This window comes from Wohlfahrtiimonas sp. XWW7 (assembly GCF_056716055.1).
In genome coordinates this window covers 936,348-953,923 of the sequence record NZ_CP168032.1, presented here as the reverse complement: position 1 = coordinate 953,923, position 17,576 = coordinate 936,348, and the positions used below count along the sequence as shown (strand labels likewise).

The following is a 17,576-nucleotide window of genomic DNA, read 5'->3' as shown; positions in this document are numbered from 1 at the left end:
TCACCTCAATTGTTAAAGAATGAATGAAAATAGCGCTATATTATAGCGCTATTTTTTACGTTTGCAATCTAAAATTTAATTTAGATTAACCTTGATTTTTCTTAATTACTTCTTCAGTTACATGAGAAGGCGCTTCTTGATATTTAGCAAATTCCATAGAATATGTTGCACGACCTTGCGTTGCTGAACGAAGAGCAGTCGCATAACCGAACATTTCTGATAAAGGAACTTCTGCACGAATCAACTTAGAGCCATATGCATCATCAATACCTTGCAAGTTACCACGACGACGATTCAAGTCACCCATTACATCACCCAAGTAATCTTCTGGAGTCTCAACTTCAACCTTCATCATTGGTTCTAACAATACAGCACCTGCTTTACGAGCACCTTCTTTGAAGCCCATTGAACCAGCGATTTTAAACGCCATTTCGTTTGAGTCAACTTCATGATAAGAACCATCAAACAATGTTACTTTAACGTCAACAACCGGGAACCCAGCAAGAACACCATTTTCCATCTGTTCTTGAATACCCTTATCAACCGCTGGAATGTATTCTTTAGGAACAACACCACCAACGATCTGGTTAACAAATTCATAACCCTCACCCGGTTCTCTTGGCTCAATACGCAACCAAACATGACCAAACTGACCACGACCACCAGACTGACGTACAAATTTACCTTCTTGCTCAATTGATTTTCTAATCGTTTCACGATAAGCAACCTGAGGTGCACCAACGTTACACTCTACCTTGAACTCGCGCTTCATACGTTCAACAAGTACTTCCAAGTGCAACTCACCCATACCACCGATAATCGTCTGACCTGATTCATGATCAGTAGAAACACGGAATGATGGATCTTCTTGCGCCAAACGAGATAAAGCTAAACCCATTTTCTCTTGATCGCCTTTAGTTTTTGGCTCAATCGCAACAGAGATAACTGGCTCTGGGAATTCCATACGCTCAAGAACAATAACATTTTGCTGATCACACAACGTATCACCAGTTGTTACATCTTTCAAACCCACAAAAGCAACTATATCACCAGCACGCGCTTCAGAAATTTCTTCACGAGAGCTTGAGTGCATGCGATACATACGACCAATACGCTCACGTTTTTCTTTTACTGAGTTATAAACAGAATCACCATTTTTAACAAAACCCGAATAAACACGTACGAATGTTAAATTACCATGTGGATCATTCACAATTTTAAATGCCAAACCTGCAAATGGCTCATCATCTGTTGAATGACGCTCACTCGCTTCGCCATTTGGCAACGTACCATTAATAGCTTCAATATCTGTTGGCGCAGGCAAATAGCGAATAACAGCATCCAACACACACTGAACACCTTTATTCTTAAAGGCTGTACCACACATTGCAGGTACAATCTCAGAGTTCAACGTACGAATACGCAACCCTTTATAAATATCATCGATAGATAAATCACCTTCTTCAAGGTATTTTTCCATCATTTCTTCAGAAGATTCAGCCGCCGCTTCGATCATTGCAGTACGATATTCTGCCGCTTGCTCTTTCAAATGCTCAGGAATATCACCGTACTCAAACTTCAAACCATGACTTGCTTCGTCCCAATAAATTGCTTTATTGACAACCAAATCAACCACACCTTCAAAATTCTCTTCAGCACCAATTGGAATTTGAATTGGCACTACGTTTGCACGTAAACGCTCTCTCATTTGCTCCATTACACGGAAGAAGTCAGCACCAGTACGGTCCATTTTATTAACAAATGCCATACGTGGAACTTTATACTTATTCGCTTGACGCCATACAGTTTCTGACTGAGGCTGAACACCACCCACAGAACAGTAAACCATAACAGCACCATCTAGAACACGCATTGAACGCTCTACTTCAATTGTAAAGTCAACGTGCCCAGGAGTATCAATCAAGTTAATCAAATGCTCAGGAAATTGATTTTCCATCCCTTTCCATGAACAGGTAGTCGCCGCAGACGCAATTGTAATACCACGCTCTTGCTCTTGATCCATACCATCCATTGTTGCCGTACCTTCGTGTGTTTCACCGATTTTATGAGTACGACCTGTATAGAATAGGATACGTTCAGAAGTAGTAGTTTTACCAGCGTCGATGTGAGCACTAATACCGATATTACGATATCGATTAATTGGCATTGTACGAGCCATATTTATTTCCTTCTATTTAGAAAATTATCTTAAAAACGACGATGCGGCACCATCAATACTGATAGCACCGCATTACATTCATACTAAAAACACGCGATATTACCAGCGGAAGTGAGCAAATGCTTTATTTGCTTCTGCCATTCTGTGTGTATCTTCACGTTTTTTAACTGCAGCACCACGACTCTCTGCAGCATCTAATAATTCTGCCGTCATTCTACGTGACATTGATTTTTCTGAACGCTTACGCGCAGCATCAATAATCCAGCGCATAGCCAAAGTATCACGACGAGTTGCGCGTACTTCGATTGGAACTTGATATGTAGCACCACCAACACGGCGAGATTTAACCTCAACCTTAGGGCGCACATTTTCCAATGCTTGATCTAATACAGCCATAGGATCTTCATGACCCTTCTCTTTAATACCATCTAAAGCGCCGTATAAAATGCTTTCAGCAACAGATTTCTTACCAGAAACCATTACCATGTTCATGAATTTCGCCAACGTTTTGCTACCATAAACGGGATCTGGCAAAATATCACGTTTTGGGACTTCTCTTCTTCTTGACATGAGATACTCTCAACAAATACTAAATCCTAACTAAAAGACCTTTTCAAAGAACAACTACTTATTCTTTAGGCTTCTTAGCACCATATTTTGAACGACCTTGACGACGTTTTGCAACGCCCTGCGCATCCAAAGCACCACGAACTGTGTGATAACGAACACCTGGAAGATCCTTAACACGACCACCGCGTACTAATACTACGCTATGCTCTTGCAAGTTATGACCTTCACCACCGATATAGCTCGATACTTCGAAACCATTCGTTAAACGCACACGACAAACTTTACGTAAAGCAGAGTTTGGCTTCTTTGGCGTAGCTGTATAAACCCTAGTACACACACCACGACGCTGAGGACAGCTTTGTAATGCAGGCACGTCAGATTTGTCAGCTTTGATAGAGCGTGGACGACGCACTAACTGATTTACTGTTACCATTAAAATTCAATCCTATGATTATAAAAATTATACATAAGCCAATCTTGGATAAAATTATCCAAAGATGCGAGATTTTATAAGACTGTATAGAAAGTGTCAAGTTGCGTAACAATTAACTCGACCTTTTCTTGCGAAACCCCAAAGGGATAAATGATACTTTTTGGCTAGCTGAACAGCCTTATCCGTCGGGGCAGACATTGTTACCAATATTGGAACTTTAATTGCAATTGTTTTTTGAACAATCTCAAAACTTGCTCTTGAACTCATTAAAATAAATACGTCATTCATATCTACATTTAATTGTGTGATTGCACCGATCAATTTATCTAACGCAACATGACGACCAACATCTTCACGAGTCAGAATTATATCACCATTTCGATGACATAGAAATGCCGCATGAGATGCACCTGTTTGTTGACCAAATTCCTGCGCAGAATAACTTTGCATTAATGCATTCTGAATAGCCTCATAGTTCAATGGTGCTACACTTTCAAGCTTTGACAAAGTTTTCTCTACTAAAGATAAATTTTCAACGCCGCAAACACCACATCCCGTTCTAGCACTCATTTTTCTTTGATTACCTTCTAAACGGCTCATTAAAATGGGGTCAATTTCTATATTAAGTTCAATGCCCACAGCAGTTTCGATAATCTTTACAGATAATATTTGCGACGTAGATTGCACAATACCTTCCGTCAAACTAAAGCCATAAGCAAGATCTTCTAAGTCTGTCGGCGTACACATCATCACCAAATGTGGCACACCATTATAGATAAATTGAATCGGCTCTTCCGAAATCAAATAATCTTCTTTTTCAATCCCGCCATCATTTTGGTAATTGACAACATTACATGTTTTAATCGCGTCCATCAGTCACTTATCAGTTTAATAAATTAGCGCTATTCTATCACTCTGGAAAGTAATAACGTATTTTTTGCTGAATATCACAGCCTATTATCCATTGATCCAACATTAAAGGCTTTCGGTATAAACATGCAATCAATTCAATTTTTCGATCAAGAGCAGAATACTCAAACCCCGCAATATCATCACCAAAAAATGATTGCCCTGATAAATACATTGCGATAATACTTTGATGATGCACTTCTCTATCATGCAATGAGACAAAAATTACATTATTTCTGATCAGTACCGAATCTAATATCTGCTGCGTTAATGTCATCTGCCAATTCTGACTTTGTTCATCATTAATATTAACTATTCGCCAATCATTATGATCATGTGCGCGCTCTTTCAGCAACTGAAATCGATGAGTTCTAGAAGGCTCAAAATATAATTCATTGATAGGAATCCACAAATGATACACATCCACTTGCTGAGAACCTGCATCTTCAAAAAACAGCAGTAACTCATAATACAACTGATTCACTCGCATAAACCTATGCGCAAGCAAAGGCAGATTTTCTTCCTCAATCAGTATAATTTCCTTGTGCAAGACGCCATTATCTAGCACTAATATCCATTGTTCATCCTTTTGTATAACATCCACATGAACATGATTTTCTATAATCAATTCATTTTGCCAATCATCTTGAGATTTTAAATGGTCAATCACCAAATAATCTTCTAAATTATCCAAGCTCGCCAACCAAATTCGATGAGATACATGCCCATCACTACAATATTCTGTCAATGGTAAATACTGTTGAAAAACCTCCAAATCATTCGCTTCACCATACTCTGGCACAACCCATAAATCACACTGCGACCATTGATCACTCATAGTGATCGTTCGCGGATCACTGCGGCCTTGTACTGTAATTAAAGATTTACCTGCATTTAATAATTTCTGCCGATTCATCGCTGAATCTTGCGCCAATCCAATATCCGAAAAATATTGCCGATTCACCATAAACATCATACCCGCCAACAAATATAATGCCGCCATGATGATCAATACTATTGCCAAAATACTACCTTTCGATCGTTTCATAGATTCAATAGCCTTATATAAAGTTCTTTATGAACAGGATCATCCTTGCCATACATCGGCAGTAATAAATCAAACGCCAACAATTGCCAATGATCATCACTCTGCTTAACTTTCATTCCTTGAGTGTTTGGAAAACGCATATGATTCGAACCATCTAAAAAGTTATGAATTAAATAATGTCTATTCTGCTCATAACTCATATATATGAAGGATCGACTCACTTTATAGTATTGAATATATGTATTTTGGCTCAAATGATTCATGATGCCCTGCTGTGTTTTATCTAAAATCCTATATTGATTGAGCCCAGACTTATGGTATCGTCCTAAAACATATTGTCGACAATCTGTTGCGTAGATATAACCTGATGCATTCCCTTTCAACTCATCAGCATTTTGAATAATACCTTCTTCAACGGACAATGGCGTTAATGTCACTAACTCAATTAAATCACTGCCCACCAAAGTTCTTAATTTATAATCATTCAATATTAATTCAGGATATTGCAACGCAGCATCTTGCATCACAATGGTGTGAGCCAATTCTGAATTATCCTTCGACTGGTGGATCATCACTCGCCCATTGCGTGATACAAAGGGAACCATAGGATGCTCATGCTCTATCGCTTTGTATTGCAACCACTCGGGATTCATACAATGAGGCTGAAAAATTGCTCGACCAATTGCAGGACGAAGATAACTCACAATTTCTAAATAATCTTGAGATAATTCAAGCTTCAAGATCTCTTTATGACTATTTTTGGATAACGCTAACCAAAAAGTCATCAAAGCAGTCAATAAAGACAAACCAATCGACATTGCCACCATTAGCTCTATTAATGTAAATCCTTTTAATCGCTTCATCACAATTCCACCTAATATGCCTGATCAAACTGATTTTCATCGGATAATAAGTTTTCTTGAAACTGTAAAAGCTCACCATTACTTATAGTGAGCGCTTCATGATATCGATAGGCAATCATCACAATTCCCACTATAATAGCGAGTGCGATCATCACCTCGACCAAAGTCATTCCTTTATCAACCATTAGCTTTTTCATGTTAATAACTTACATTACTTAACATTAAATAGACAATATATTCTATTAATTGCCATGACTCGAAAAATTCTTCACGTGGATATGGATGCATTCTTCGCCCAAGTTGAGCAGAGGGATTTTCCGCACTACCGAAATAAGCCATTAGTTGTGGGTTCTGCCGATGCACGTGGCGTAGTCGCAGCAGCCAGTTATGAAGCACGTAAATTTGGCATCCACTCCGCAATGCCTTCCTCTACTGCCAAAAAGAAATGCGCTCACCTGATTTTCGCACCGCACAGATTCGATGTGTATCAATCAGTTTCCCGTCAAATTCATGATATTTTTAAAAGATATACAAAATTAATCGAACCATTATCATTAGATGAAGCATATTTAGATGTCACAACAATGACTCAAACTGGCATTTATGCAACAGAGATCGCCAAAAGTATTCAGCAAGATATTTATCAAGAGCTTAACTTAACCTCTTCAGTTGGCGTTTCTTACAATAAGTTCCTCGCAAAAATTGCATCCAACATGCATAAACCCTATGGCATTACAGTGATTTCACATCGATCAGCAATCTCCATTCTAGAACAATTACCCATCGAAAAATTTTATGGCATCGGACAACAAACCGCGAAAAAGATGCATTCGCTGGGTATCAAAAATGGTCTAGATTTGAAACTTAAATCTAGAGAAGAATTAAAGCATCATTTTGGTAAAACTGGAGAATTTTATTATTTATATGCGCGCGGTGAAGATAATAGCCCTGTTGATCCTTTTCATGAAACACGCTCCGTCGGCGCTGAAAATACCTTTCCAAAAGACATTAATACACATGAAGAGATCAAAGCAGAAGTGGATATTATCATTAAAACTCTGCTGCAACGATTAATTGGGCATGATTTTTATGGCAAAGGCATCTCTATCAAAATACGGTTTGCTAACTTTACATCCGTCACACGCAGTAAAACATTCAGCTCCGTATTACCTTATGAACACGAATTTATCGAAAACTGTTTTTGGGAGCTGTTTGAAACCTTGCCCAAACAGCCCATTCGATTGATTGGTATGACCATCCAATCACCCGATCCTTATCATACGGCACAAATCAGATTGCCATTTTAATTAAAGCGCAGCACAGCGCCCAACGCGTGTGAATGTCGTAGTTTCTACATAATTGACCGCTGGTGTATAAGGGATCGTCGAAACAGAGCGCTCTAGCACATATTTGTTATAAGCCTCTTTCGTTAAACGATACATTTCTGTCGTCGTCAACTTTTTCTCATCACACTTCAGCATATACGTTTGGCTATTGCGTGTATTACTTGCCGTCATACGGCAACTACGTTTATTTGCCTGTGCCTGTTCTAATAACAATTGCGCAGAATATAATGGCAATAATTCAATGTTTGTAAAGCATTTATCAGTCGTTGTACCGCCTAGCGCACTATGATCGACTTCAACCTTCCATTGACCATCCAACATTGGTAAAAATGTTGGGCTCAAAGCATCCGCAGAACTTACACTTAACATCACAGAAGATAAACAAAGAGACATCAAACCTTTCAAGAGTTTTCTTTCCATATTCACGACCTTTCTTATTTAATTTATTTGGCAGTCTTTGCTATGTTCTTTATTTTCAGCAATATAGACAATTAATTGCTTTAATTTTACCCATTAAATACAAATAGTAAACTAAATTTACATTTGTTTTATCAATCAAGCTGATTGTACCTTTAAATGGCCCGTCACTATTTATATCTATATTCAAAAAAACCGAGCCTTGGCTCGGTTTCTCGTTGATTATTTTGTCACTTTCTTTAAAAACTGTTGCGTCCAATCATAGATATTTTCATCCCAATCTTTCTCTATGATTACCCAGTGGGCTTTTGCTTGTTCAACTTTTCCTCGGCTGTACTCCAATTTACCCAATTGATATTGCGCCTGCGCATAGCACCATAAATCAAGATCTTTAGAGATATTCTGCCAATGCTGTTCTGCTAATGCTTCATCACCTTGTGCCATTGCTGCATCTGCCAGATAAAGTTGCGCCCAAGCATAAGATTCTTCATCCCAATCTTTCTCGATCACTTGCCAATGATGAATGGCTTGATCAACATTCCCACCTTCATTTTCCAATTCACCCAAATTTAATTGTGCTTGTGTATAACAACTCAATTCCCAATCTTTCTGAATGTTTTGCCAATGCTGAATTGCGGCTTCAAACTCATTATTCTCTTCTGCCAAATCCCCCAAATATAATTGAGCTAGCGCATAAATTGGCAAACCACCGCTTTGATCAATCGTCAACCAAGTGCTTTTGGCACCTTCAACATCGCCCAAATCTGACAAAGCTGTGCCCAATAAAATGTTTCGCCTTGCGATATAGAAGGGATAATCCGTTTCAATACTATTCAACAACTCAATCGCCGCAGCGGGATTTTCCGCATCAATTAGATCTTCTGCATCTCTCAACTGCTGCTCGATAATCACATCCATGTTAATTCTCCTTAATCAATCATGCCGCCATTTTACATTTTGCTAATAGGTTTACCAAAAAAGATCAGAAGTTTTATAGATCGCTAATGATGCGAGTAAAACAAAGCAAACAATATGTATTATCCAAATCCATCTATGATGTTTCATATAATCTTGTGTTGATAAAAAACGATGGCTTGCCCAAAGATAAATCTGGCTCAAACCAAACAATAATAACCATGTTGATGCACCAATAATCCATACAAGAATTACTCCATGAAACACAGAATTTACGAACCAAACAATGGCAAGCCCATAAGCTATAAATAACAATACCACTTCAAAAATAATTCTAGAAAGATAAATGGCTTGTGAATACGATCGAATTTTATCAATCTTTTCTGCTTTGGATTCACGTTGTGTTGGTGAAAACAGATCAATCCACTCAAGTACCCCTAAGAACAATTCAATTATTTTCATATTATGAGCCTTAATGATTTTAGTTTTGATATAAATATAATTGCTTATAATTGTACCCATTATTTTTACAGTAATATCTTAGGCTTTTATGACTGAATCTATTAAACCTTTTCACTTTTTAATTCATGATGATGGCAAAGCATCATTCTTCTTTATGTCGGATGCTTTTTACAATGATCCAATCATGGATCTTTTAGAAGCGCAAACAGGCACAAATCGTGATTATTTCAATGGTTATGCTTGGCAAAAAGTTGTGGCTAAATTCATTGAAGAGAATTTCAACGAATCCGCTCACTTAATCGAATTCGATCCTGAAGCTGATATGTTCTCGGCTTATTCTACAGATGTAGAATTATTGAAAGCTGTGGTAGTTAGATTTCACAAAACAATTACAAATAAATAATAAAGGAATGGTATTTCCTGATTATTTGTATATTGAGAGTATCATAATCAAAATTTGATCAATCATTCTATTTCCCACAAAAAAACATGAAAAAATACAAAAAAATTATAAAGCGTGCATTATTAACACTAGTCTGTATTTATAGCGCAATTTACATATTTTATTTTATAGAATCTTCTATCAAACCATATCTGATATATGGTGTTGGTGCTAATAGCAACCAGCTTTTATATGCTTACACTCAGACTAATAAGCTATTAAAATCTCCTCATACCAAATTACAGCAATATGCTGATGATCAAAATAGACAGAAACAATTTTTTGAAAAAGTAGCACAAAAAGATCCTACTACTATTAAACGTGCAGCTGATGATATTTTAATATCTTATCTACCTCATGCTCAAGGTTTCACAGCAAATCAGCTACTAGAACTTATTCAAACAGCAGAAGATCAAAAAATTATCACTCCTCTCTATTATTATTTATTTTATACAACACCTTATCTAAATAGCACTAATTCTCCCGTTAAAAATCCATTATATCAATTAGATCATGCTTGGAATGCACTAGAAGATGCAGCTTTTAAAGGTAGTCAAAATGCACAACTTCTGTTGAGTCATTATTATGAATATGGAGAATTGTTTGGCTATAAAACAGAGATCGACCCTATAGAAGCTTTAGCATGGAAAGTTAATGCTAGATTTCAAAATAATGAAGATATAATCTTTAACTTACAATCAATTAATAAAACTCAATTTATTAGCTCAGAAATTGCTAGATTAAATATTTTAGATACGGTGAAGGCTACTAATCGTATAAATGAAATACTACAAAAATACCCTATCAAATATTTTACAGAAAATAATGGTGCTCAATTATCAGAAAGTACTACCGTTAATCAAAAAAAATTAATTGAACAATCATACAATGGAGATAGAACAGCAATTAGAGATTATGCAAGAAAACTATATCAAGGATATCTAGGTTTTTGTGATTACGAAAATAGCTACCAATGGTACCAAAGCATTTTTGACTTAAATGATCCTAAATTACTACTAGAATTATCGACGTTTTATACAACAAAAGGCAACGAAAAACATGGATTGAATCCTTACTATGATCAAAAAAAATCTATCAATTATTTAACAAAATCGGGAATGCTCGGAAATCTAGAAGCCATAGATGCTCTATATAAATTATATGATAGAGGGCATTACACTGTAAGCGCTACTGATCGAGACATTCCTGATTTGGAAACTACTATTGATAAACCTATTGGAAACTTCTGGTTTATTATCAAATATATGGATAAAAATGGGGTTATTAATATTAGTGGTACCGAATATTCCGTTGACTTCCTTTTACAAAATTACTCAAAAGAAGATAAAGCTCGCACTATGAAGTTAATTGATAAATATAGAGATTTGCACAGTATTCCAAAATTATGATTTAAAAAAACCGAGCGTAGCTCGGTTTTACTTTTTCAATCTAGGTTAACTCAGCAATTAAACCGAAACATCCACCAATTTGAATTGTTTCACATCAAATAAACCATTCGATGTTAATTTCAATGCAGGGATTACTGGCAATGTCATAAACACCAATGTCATCAATGGATGGAACTCATGCGACAAATTAAATTTATCACGCGCTGTGATGATCAAATGCTCGATGATTTCCGCAACTTCTTCTGCTGTTTGATTCGTCATCAAACCGCCAATTGGCAATGGTAAATGCGCTAATACTTCGCCATTTTGCACCAATGAGAAACCGCCTTTGATTGCTTCAATATCTTTCACTGCTGCCAACATATCCGCATCATTATCACCCACCACAACGATGTTATGGGAATCGTGTGCAACTGAAACAGCGATCGCACCATTTTGAATGCCGTAGCCTTCCAAAATGCCAATGCCCATTTTACCTGAAGCATGATGGCGCTCGATCACAGCCATTTTATTCAATGCACCATTTGCTTTGGCATTGAATTGACCGTTTTCATCACGCACAACATCAACTTCCAAGTTTTTCGTCACAACGCTTTTTGGAATCACACCAATCGCGCGCGCTTTATCACTTGTTAAGTTCAATGCAAAATCTTCAACTGAAATTGGTGCAATGTTGATTGTATTCAATACATCTTCACAATGATATTCAGGCAATTCAATCAACATTTTGCCATCGCGCGCAACTTCTGTACCCATTGAGAATACGTGCATTGGCTCGAAATCTTTTAGATCTTTAACGATCAACAAGTCTGCATCTTTACCCGGTGCAATCTCGCCTTTATCATGCAAACGGAAGCATTCTGCGCCATTCAATGTTGCCATTGTGATTGCGATCATTGGATCAACACCATATTCAACCGCTAAACGTAAGCTCTTATTGATATGGCCTGTTGTTAAGATATCATCTGGTTCACGATCATCCGTACAGAATACGCAACGGCGTGAGTTTGCTGGCGTAACTGCTGGCAACAAGTTCAATAAATCCTTACATGTTGAACCTTCACGGAGCAAAATGTATTGCCCCATTTGTAAGCGCGCCAACATACCTTCTGTATCGCTACATTCATGATCTGTCATCACGCCTGATGCAACATAAGCATTCAAAGCCAAGCCTTTAACGCCTGGGCTATGACCATCGATCACACGATTGTGGCGTTTTGCCATCAACAATTTATTGATCATTGGTTCATCGTGATTGATCACACTTGGGTAATCCATCACTTCGCCCAAACCTAAAACGCCTTCATCTGCAAACAATGGCTCTAAATCTTCAGCTTCTAAAACTGCACCTGCTGATTCAAATGGCGTTGCAGGTACGCAAGATGGCAACTGAATTTTCACATGCAAAGGTAAATTACGGCTTGCATCCAACATATATTGAATGCCTTTCACACCGCAAACGTTACCAATTTCATGGGGATCAGCGATGATTGTCGTTGTACCAAAAGGTAAAATCGTGCGCGCAAACTGTGCTGGCGTTAATGATGATGATTCAATATGAACGTGACCATCAATCAAGCCCGGCATGACGATTCCGCCTTTGGCATCTAATGTTTCTTTCGCTTCATAAACGTAACCCACGCCAACAACTTTACCACCGCCAATAGCCAATGGGCCTTCGATTAATACTTGGTTGTAAACATCCACAACTTTACAATTTGTGATGAGCAGATCAACAGGCATTTTACCTGCCGCCATATCAATCAAATGATTTAATTTTGCTTTCTCTGACATATTTGTTCCTTAATGCATTATTGGATATCTTTTAAGATGATCTCGCAAAGGGCGAGATCATTGCGACTGAACAATTATTTCCCTGCAATTCTACCATGGCTACAGCTACATTTTAGTACAGGTTCTGCAACTGCTTGTGCTGCGAAATCAATCACACCCAAATCTGTAATGGCAAAATCAGGAATCGCCGTGATTTGTAAACAGCACATATAGAACATTGGATCAGGTAAATCACAGCCCAATTCACGCGCTAAGTTAAATAATTTCTCTTCTTCGATCGCCATTGCTTCAGGCTCTAAATCAGAAACAATACCTGCGATTGGCAATGGCAAGAAACCTAAGATTTCACCATCTTTCACGATCACTTGTCCGCCACCTTGTGCAGCTAAATGATTCACAGCAATTGTCATGTCTTTGCTATTTGTGCCAATACAAACAACGTTATTGTCATCAGGCGCACATGAACTTGCCATTGCACCACCTTTCAATTTCCAACCTGTTACGAAACCAACAACAGGTTTAACATCTGTAATACCAAAGCGCTCGATCACTGTTGCGTATAGAACATCTTCAACTAAATCAGGCTGAACAACGCCATCAACTACTTTCAACTCTACATTACGAGCTTTACGCACAAATGGTACATCGAAATCTACAGCCAATGATAGAGCGTGAACTGAATCTGCATCCAATTCTGTTTTTACATTCATGTCATGCTCGAGAACTGGCTTCATTTTCATTGTATTCAACAACAATTCGCTACGTTTTGGTGGCGTTAATGTTTTGCTCATTTTGCCAGCTTCAACAACTGTTTCACCTTTTGCGATCACTGTATCGATTTCAAACTTCACCAAGTCTTCAACCATCAAGATATCCGCATAACGGCCTGGAGAAATTGAACCCACTAAATGATCTACACGATAAGCTTCCGCTGAGTTAATCGAACCCATTTGGATTGCTGTTAAAGGATCAACACCGTTTGCAATCGCCATGCGAATCAATTTATCCATGTGACCATTTGCCAAAATTTCTGATGCAACAACGTCATCCGTACAGAAGCTCACACGGCGCGCAACGCGAGGATTCAAATGCGTCACGATCTTCATATTCTCTTCCAAGAAATGAGAAATCGAAGATTCACGAATGATGACAAACATGCCTTTACGCACTTTTTCCATCATCTCTTCATGGTTATAGCTTTCGTGATCCAAGCGAACACCAGCACATAATACTGAGTTCAATTTTTCACCACGATTCATCGGTGCACAACCAAATACTGGCAAACGGTTTTCACGCGCCAATTCTAAAGCACGCATTACATCAGGATGTTTGTTTTCTACGAATTCAGAAACAGTTTCCCAAACACCGAAAACTTCAGGCCATTTTTGAACTTCTTCATGCACTTCAGCTGTTACGTTAAATGCAACGTTACTTTGTGGCAATGTATACGGCGTGAAAAATGGCAAACCCCAGAATACATGCAATGGCAAATCATCAATTTCAGCTAAAACTTCTTTGATGCCTTCCAAGCCAGTTGTGACAACGTATTGATCCAAGCCCGAAACGATACTTGTTGTACCATGAGGAACTACAGCTTTTGCAAAGCTTGTCATGGATAATTTACTGCATTCAATGTGCAAATGACCATCGATCAAACCTGGTACTAAATATTTACCTTTTGCATCGATGATTTCTGTTTTCTCACCGATATAAGCATCCACATTGCCTGTTGCTACGATCTGTGTTTTGTAGATCGCAACATCCGCAGGATAAATCTCGCTAGATGTAACATTTACCAACATTCCATTTTTAATCACACGATCCGCTGGAATTTTAGCTGCACCTGCATCAATCATTTCACGAATGGATTCTTTTTTCATAATAAACTCCTAATAAAACTCAATAAACTTTAATCAAAATAATTTTTTAGTATGTTTAGTCTTTTACAAAAAGATGTAGCGTAATAAAAATAGAAGCGCCATGATGCCTGTGCACCATGTAATGTCTTTGAATTTACCTGCGGCAATTTTCAATACCACGTAAGTAATGAAACCAAGCGCAATACCTTCTGTAATTGTGAAGGTAAATGGCATGGCAACCGCTGCAACGAATGATGGCGTTGCTTCTGTTAAATCTTCCCAGTCAACTTTAGCGAGCTCTGAAATCATCAAAACACCGATATACAAAAGCGCGCCCGTTGTTGCATATAACGGGATCATTTTTTCGAGTGGCGAGAAGAATAGTAATACCAAGAACAATAAGCCAACGCCCACAGACATCAAGCCTGAACGACCGCCCACAGCAACGCCTGAAGCACTTTCGATATAAGCTGTAACTGCTGATGTTCCCATAAAAGAACCTGCTGCAGATGCACCACTGTCGATCAATAATGATTTTTGCTGATTAGGATAGTTACCTTGCTCGTTGGTTAAGCCAGCTTTTGAAGTCACCGCAATAAATGTGCCTGATGATTCAAATAAGTTAATCAACATGACTGAAACAACGATGCCAACCATAGATGCGCTGAATACGTCTTTAAAATCTAAATGCCCTGCAACAGGTGCAATGGATGGTGGCATACTCACTAAACCGTGATAAGAAACTTCAGGATCAATCAATAAAGCAATTGCGGTTACGACAACAAATGAAATCAATACAGAAGCATAAACATTGCGCTGTGCCAATACGATGACAATTAAAAATCCTAAAGCACCCAAAGCAAATGAAATGCTTTTAGGGTCGCCCAATGCAACCATTGTGTCTGGATTAGCAACGATGATGTGCGCATTATGCAAGCCAATCAATGTGATTAACAAGCCGCAACCGACACTGATCCCAATTCTTAACGAATAAGGAATATTGGAAACCATCCAATAACGAATTTTGAATAAAGACAATAAGAACAGAGAAACAGCACTGAGGAAGATCAATGTCATCCCTGTTTCCCATGTGAGGCCGTTCGCCCCAACTAAAACATAAGCAAAGTAAGCATTAATGCCCATTCCTGGTGCTAATGCGATTGGCAGTTTTGCAATTGCACCCATTAAAACTGATGCGATGGCTGTGATTAAGACAGTTGTGACAAACACAGCTTGTGTGTCCATACCCGCTGCACCCAAAATTTTTGGGTTAACAAACGCGATATAAACCATTGTGATAAAGGTTGTGAAAGCAGCAATTAATTCCTGCTTAATCGTTGTATTGTGGCGCTTTAGTTCGAAATATCGTTCTATAAAGGCTAACACTTGTGGCTCCTAGATAATGTAGATGAAGTGCATCAATGATGATGCTGATTTGAAAAGGTAACTTAAACATTTGTTGATATTTCTTTGGGTATGTCTTTAAGTCACCTCCTTCACCTATTTAATCTAGCGTCGCCTAGCGAATGTTAGAAAGGAAGGAGATACAGCTATGCTGATCCCGCGGCAGCGGTATCTTTGGGGGTATTAAAATGCGATAAAACATTTAAAAGTCCTTAGCTGTATTCAACATGAAAAATTAAGGCTCGCATTTTATGCCGATTTTTTGAAAAGTCAAATACATAAAACACTCATTGCCCAATCAAAGCATTAATTACCTGCGATAAAACCAGCAGCCATCAATAACAAACTGCCTGAAAAACCTTCGACAATTCTACGGCGTTTATCGCTGGGGGAACTTTTAGCGCTTAAACGGGCCAAACTTAATCCAATGATTGTATAAACAATGGCACAACTGATGATAAAAATCCCTGCCAAAGTCAGTGCTTGCAAACCATAATTGCCAGATTTATCAATAAAGTTCGGTAAAATCGCTAGATAAATCAATAAACCTTTAGGATTCAAAAAACTTGTGAGAAACCCTTTTCTGAATAAATTTTTATGAACTTTGGCATCTTTTTGTATTTCTAATAAGCCTTTTTTCATTGCAGAACGAATCATGCAAAATGCTAAATATAATAAATATACAACGCCAACCCAACGAATCACATTAAACAACACGGGCGAAGCTGCAACTAATGCTGCAACACCCAACGCACTCAAAACAGCATGAACACAATAGCCCGTTAAAATCCCAGCATTGGCTTTCATCACAGCTTTTTTACCTGCTGTCAAACCTTGTGATGCAATGAACAAAACATCTGGCCCTGGTGTACAAACCAGTGGAAATACCGCCAAGCCAAACAACAATATGTTATCTAAATTCATGATTCAAAATTCCTCTCAAAAGCGGAGGCTATTGTATTCCTTCATCATTAAAATTTTGGCTTGTTGTTGTCAAAAATAACTGATATTTTGAAATATAATTTCAATTATTTATAGTTTATTAAATTTATATGTCAATAAAATTGGATAACATAGATCGCCGTATTTTACGTGCCTTACAAAAAGATGCGAGCTTACAAAATACTGAATTAGCAAAGCTTGTAGGTTTGTCACCATCGCCGTGTTTGCGCAGAGTGAAATTATTGCAAGAAGCTGGCGTAATTAAACGATACATTGCCATTATAGATGGTGCAAAAGTGGATGCGGGCTTAACACTTTTCTCTCGCATTTGGTTTAAAGCACAAGATGCCAAAACAATTGATAGTTTCATTGAAGCAATTCAAGACATGCCAGAAATTATCGAATGCCATCTAATGGCAGGTGAATGTGATGCGTGGCTAAGAATTGTGACAAAGGATCTCGACAGTTATCGTAAATTCCATGCAAACAAACTCACAACCATTACAGCCATTCAAAGTGTTAAAACCGATGTGCCAATGGATACAGTAAAGCTCACATATAGCTTGCCGATTTAAATTATTATT

18 protein-coding genes are annotated in these 17,576 nt (G+C 37.9%); 4 read left to right on the top strand and 14 right to left on the bottom strand.

The features are described from left to right. Positions 1–85: 85 nt before the first annotated feature. The 7 genes from fusA to ACA100_RS04605 all read right to left on the bottom strand — a co-directional run bounded on the left by fusA (position 86) and on the right by ACA100_RS04605 (position 6,199). Positions 86–2,179 carry an elongation factor G gene (gene fusA, locus ACA100_RS04635; protein WP_481078822.1) on the bottom strand — a complete coding sequence of 698 codons (2,094 nt, stop codon included), beginning with the start codon at positions 2,177–2,179 and terminating at the stop codon, positions 86–88. A 99-nt stretch (positions 2,180–2,278) separates the two neighbouring features. Continuing rightward, positions 2,279–2,749 (bottom strand): 30S ribosomal protein S7, encoded by a 471-nt coding sequence (gene rpsG / locus ACA100_RS04630; RefSeq protein ID WP_481078821.1) that lies wholly within the window; start codon positions 2,747–2,749, stop codon positions 2,279–2,281. A gap of 58 nt (positions 2,750–2,807) precedes the next feature. Then, positions 2,808–3,182, bottom strand: a complete 375-nt coding sequence (rpsL, locus tag ACA100_RS04625; RefSeq protein ID WP_077927954.1) for a 30S ribosomal protein S12 — start codon at positions 3,180–3,182, stop codon at positions 2,808–2,810. A gap of 96 nt (positions 3,183–3,278) precedes the next feature. After that, positions 3,279–4,055: a formate dehydrogenase accessory sulfurtransferase FdhD gene (gene fdhD / locus ACA100_RS04620; protein ID WP_481078820.1), complete on the bottom strand. Its 777-nt coding sequence runs from the start codon at positions 4,053–4,055 to the stop codon at positions 3,279–3,281. A 37-nt stretch (positions 4,056–4,092) separates the two neighbouring features. Then, entirely contained in the window at positions 4,093–5,139 is a 1,047-nt protein-coding gene (locus ACA100_RS04615; protein ID WP_481078819.1) for a hypothetical protein, read from the bottom strand. Further along, a complete protein-coding gene (locus ACA100_RS04610) occupies positions 5,136–6,002 on the bottom strand; it encodes a PilW family protein (protein ID WP_481079103.1) in 867 nt (288 codons plus the stop codon). The genes ACA100_RS04615 and ACA100_RS04610 overlap by 4 nt, the downstream gene beginning before the upstream one ends. An 11-nt stretch (positions 6,003–6,013) precedes the next feature. Continuing rightward, positions 6,014–6,199: a prepilin-type N-terminal cleavage/methylation domain-containing protein gene (locus ACA100_RS04605; protein WP_481078818.1), complete on the bottom strand. Its 186-nt coding sequence runs from the start codon at positions 6,197–6,199 to the stop codon at positions 6,014–6,016. A gap of 54 nt (positions 6,200–6,253) precedes the next feature. On the opposite strand from ACA100_RS04605, the gene dinB reads away from it, so the two are divergent. After that, on the top strand, positions 6,254–7,309 hold the full coding sequence (dinB, locus tag ACA100_RS04600) for a DNA polymerase IV (protein ID WP_481078817.1): 1,056 nt from the start codon (positions 6,254–6,256) through the stop codon (positions 7,307–7,309). Here the strand turns inward: dinB and ACA100_RS04595 are convergent, their stop codons facing one another. The 3 genes from ACA100_RS04595 to ACA100_RS04585 all read right to left on the bottom strand — a co-directional run bounded on the left by ACA100_RS04595 (position 7,310) and on the right by ACA100_RS04585 (position 9,142). Then, positions 7,310–7,768: a hypothetical protein gene (locus ACA100_RS04595; RefSeq protein WP_481078816.1), complete on the bottom strand. Its 459-nt coding sequence runs from the start codon at positions 7,766–7,768 to the stop codon at positions 7,310–7,312. Positions 7,769–7,987: 219 nt separating this feature from the next. Further along, positions 7,988–8,683, bottom strand: coding sequence for a tetratricopeptide repeat protein (locus tag ACA100_RS04590; RefSeq protein ID WP_481078815.1), 696 nt, complete (start codon positions 8,681–8,683; stop codon positions 7,988–7,990). 51 nt (positions 8,684–8,734) lie between these two features. Next, entirely contained in the window at positions 8,735–9,142 is a 408-nt protein-coding gene (locus ACA100_RS04585; RefSeq protein ID WP_481078814.1) for a hypothetical protein, read from the bottom strand. An 88-nt stretch (positions 9,143–9,230) separates the two neighbouring features. Here ACA100_RS04585 and ACA100_RS04580 point away from each other — a divergent pair, with 88 nt between their 5' ends. Both ACA100_RS04580 and ACA100_RS04575 read left to right on the top strand, forming a co-directional pair. Further along, entirely contained in the window at positions 9,231–9,545 is a 315-nt protein-coding gene (locus tag ACA100_RS04580; protein ID WP_481078813.1) for an Imm51 family immunity protein, read from the top strand. A gap of 86 nt (positions 9,546–9,631) precedes the next feature. Beyond that, a complete protein-coding gene (locus ACA100_RS04575) occupies positions 9,632–10,993 on the top strand; it encodes a hypothetical protein (RefSeq protein ID WP_481078812.1) in 1,362 nt (453 codons plus the stop codon). 57 nt (positions 10,994–11,050) lie between these two features. Here the strand turns inward: ACA100_RS04575 and ade are convergent, their stop codons facing one another. From ade to ACA100_RS04555, 4 genes are all read right to left on the bottom strand, one after another. Next, a complete protein-coding gene (ade, locus tag ACA100_RS04570; RefSeq protein ID WP_481078811.1) occupies positions 11,051–12,787 on the bottom strand; it encodes an adenine deaminase in 1,737 nt (578 codons plus the stop codon). A 74-nt stretch (positions 12,788–12,861) separates the two neighbouring features. Then, a complete protein-coding gene (locus ACA100_RS04565; RefSeq protein ID WP_481078810.1) occupies positions 12,862–14,667 on the bottom strand; it encodes an adenine deaminase C-terminal domain-containing protein in 1,806 nt (601 codons plus the stop codon). A 63-nt stretch (positions 14,668–14,730) separates the two neighbouring features. After that, positions 14,731–16,032 carry an NCS2 family permease gene (locus tag ACA100_RS04560; protein ID WP_481078809.1) on the bottom strand — a complete coding sequence of 434 codons (1,302 nt, stop codon included), beginning with the start codon at positions 16,030–16,032 and terminating at the stop codon, positions 14,731–14,733. Positions 16,033–16,356: 324 nt separating this feature from the next. Next, positions 16,357–16,974, bottom strand: coding sequence for a LysE family translocator (locus ACA100_RS04555; RefSeq protein WP_481078808.1), 618 nt, complete (start codon positions 16,972–16,974; stop codon positions 16,357–16,359). Between the two features lie 128 nt (positions 16,975–17,102). Here ACA100_RS04555 and ACA100_RS04550 point away from each other — a divergent pair, with 128 nt between their 5' ends. Beyond that, positions 17,103–17,567 carry an Lrp/AsnC family transcriptional regulator gene (locus ACA100_RS04550; RefSeq protein ID WP_481078807.1) on the top strand — a complete coding sequence of 155 codons (465 nt, stop codon included), beginning with the start codon at positions 17,103–17,105 and terminating at the stop codon, positions 17,565–17,567. Positions 17,568–17,576 lie beyond the last annotated feature (9 nt).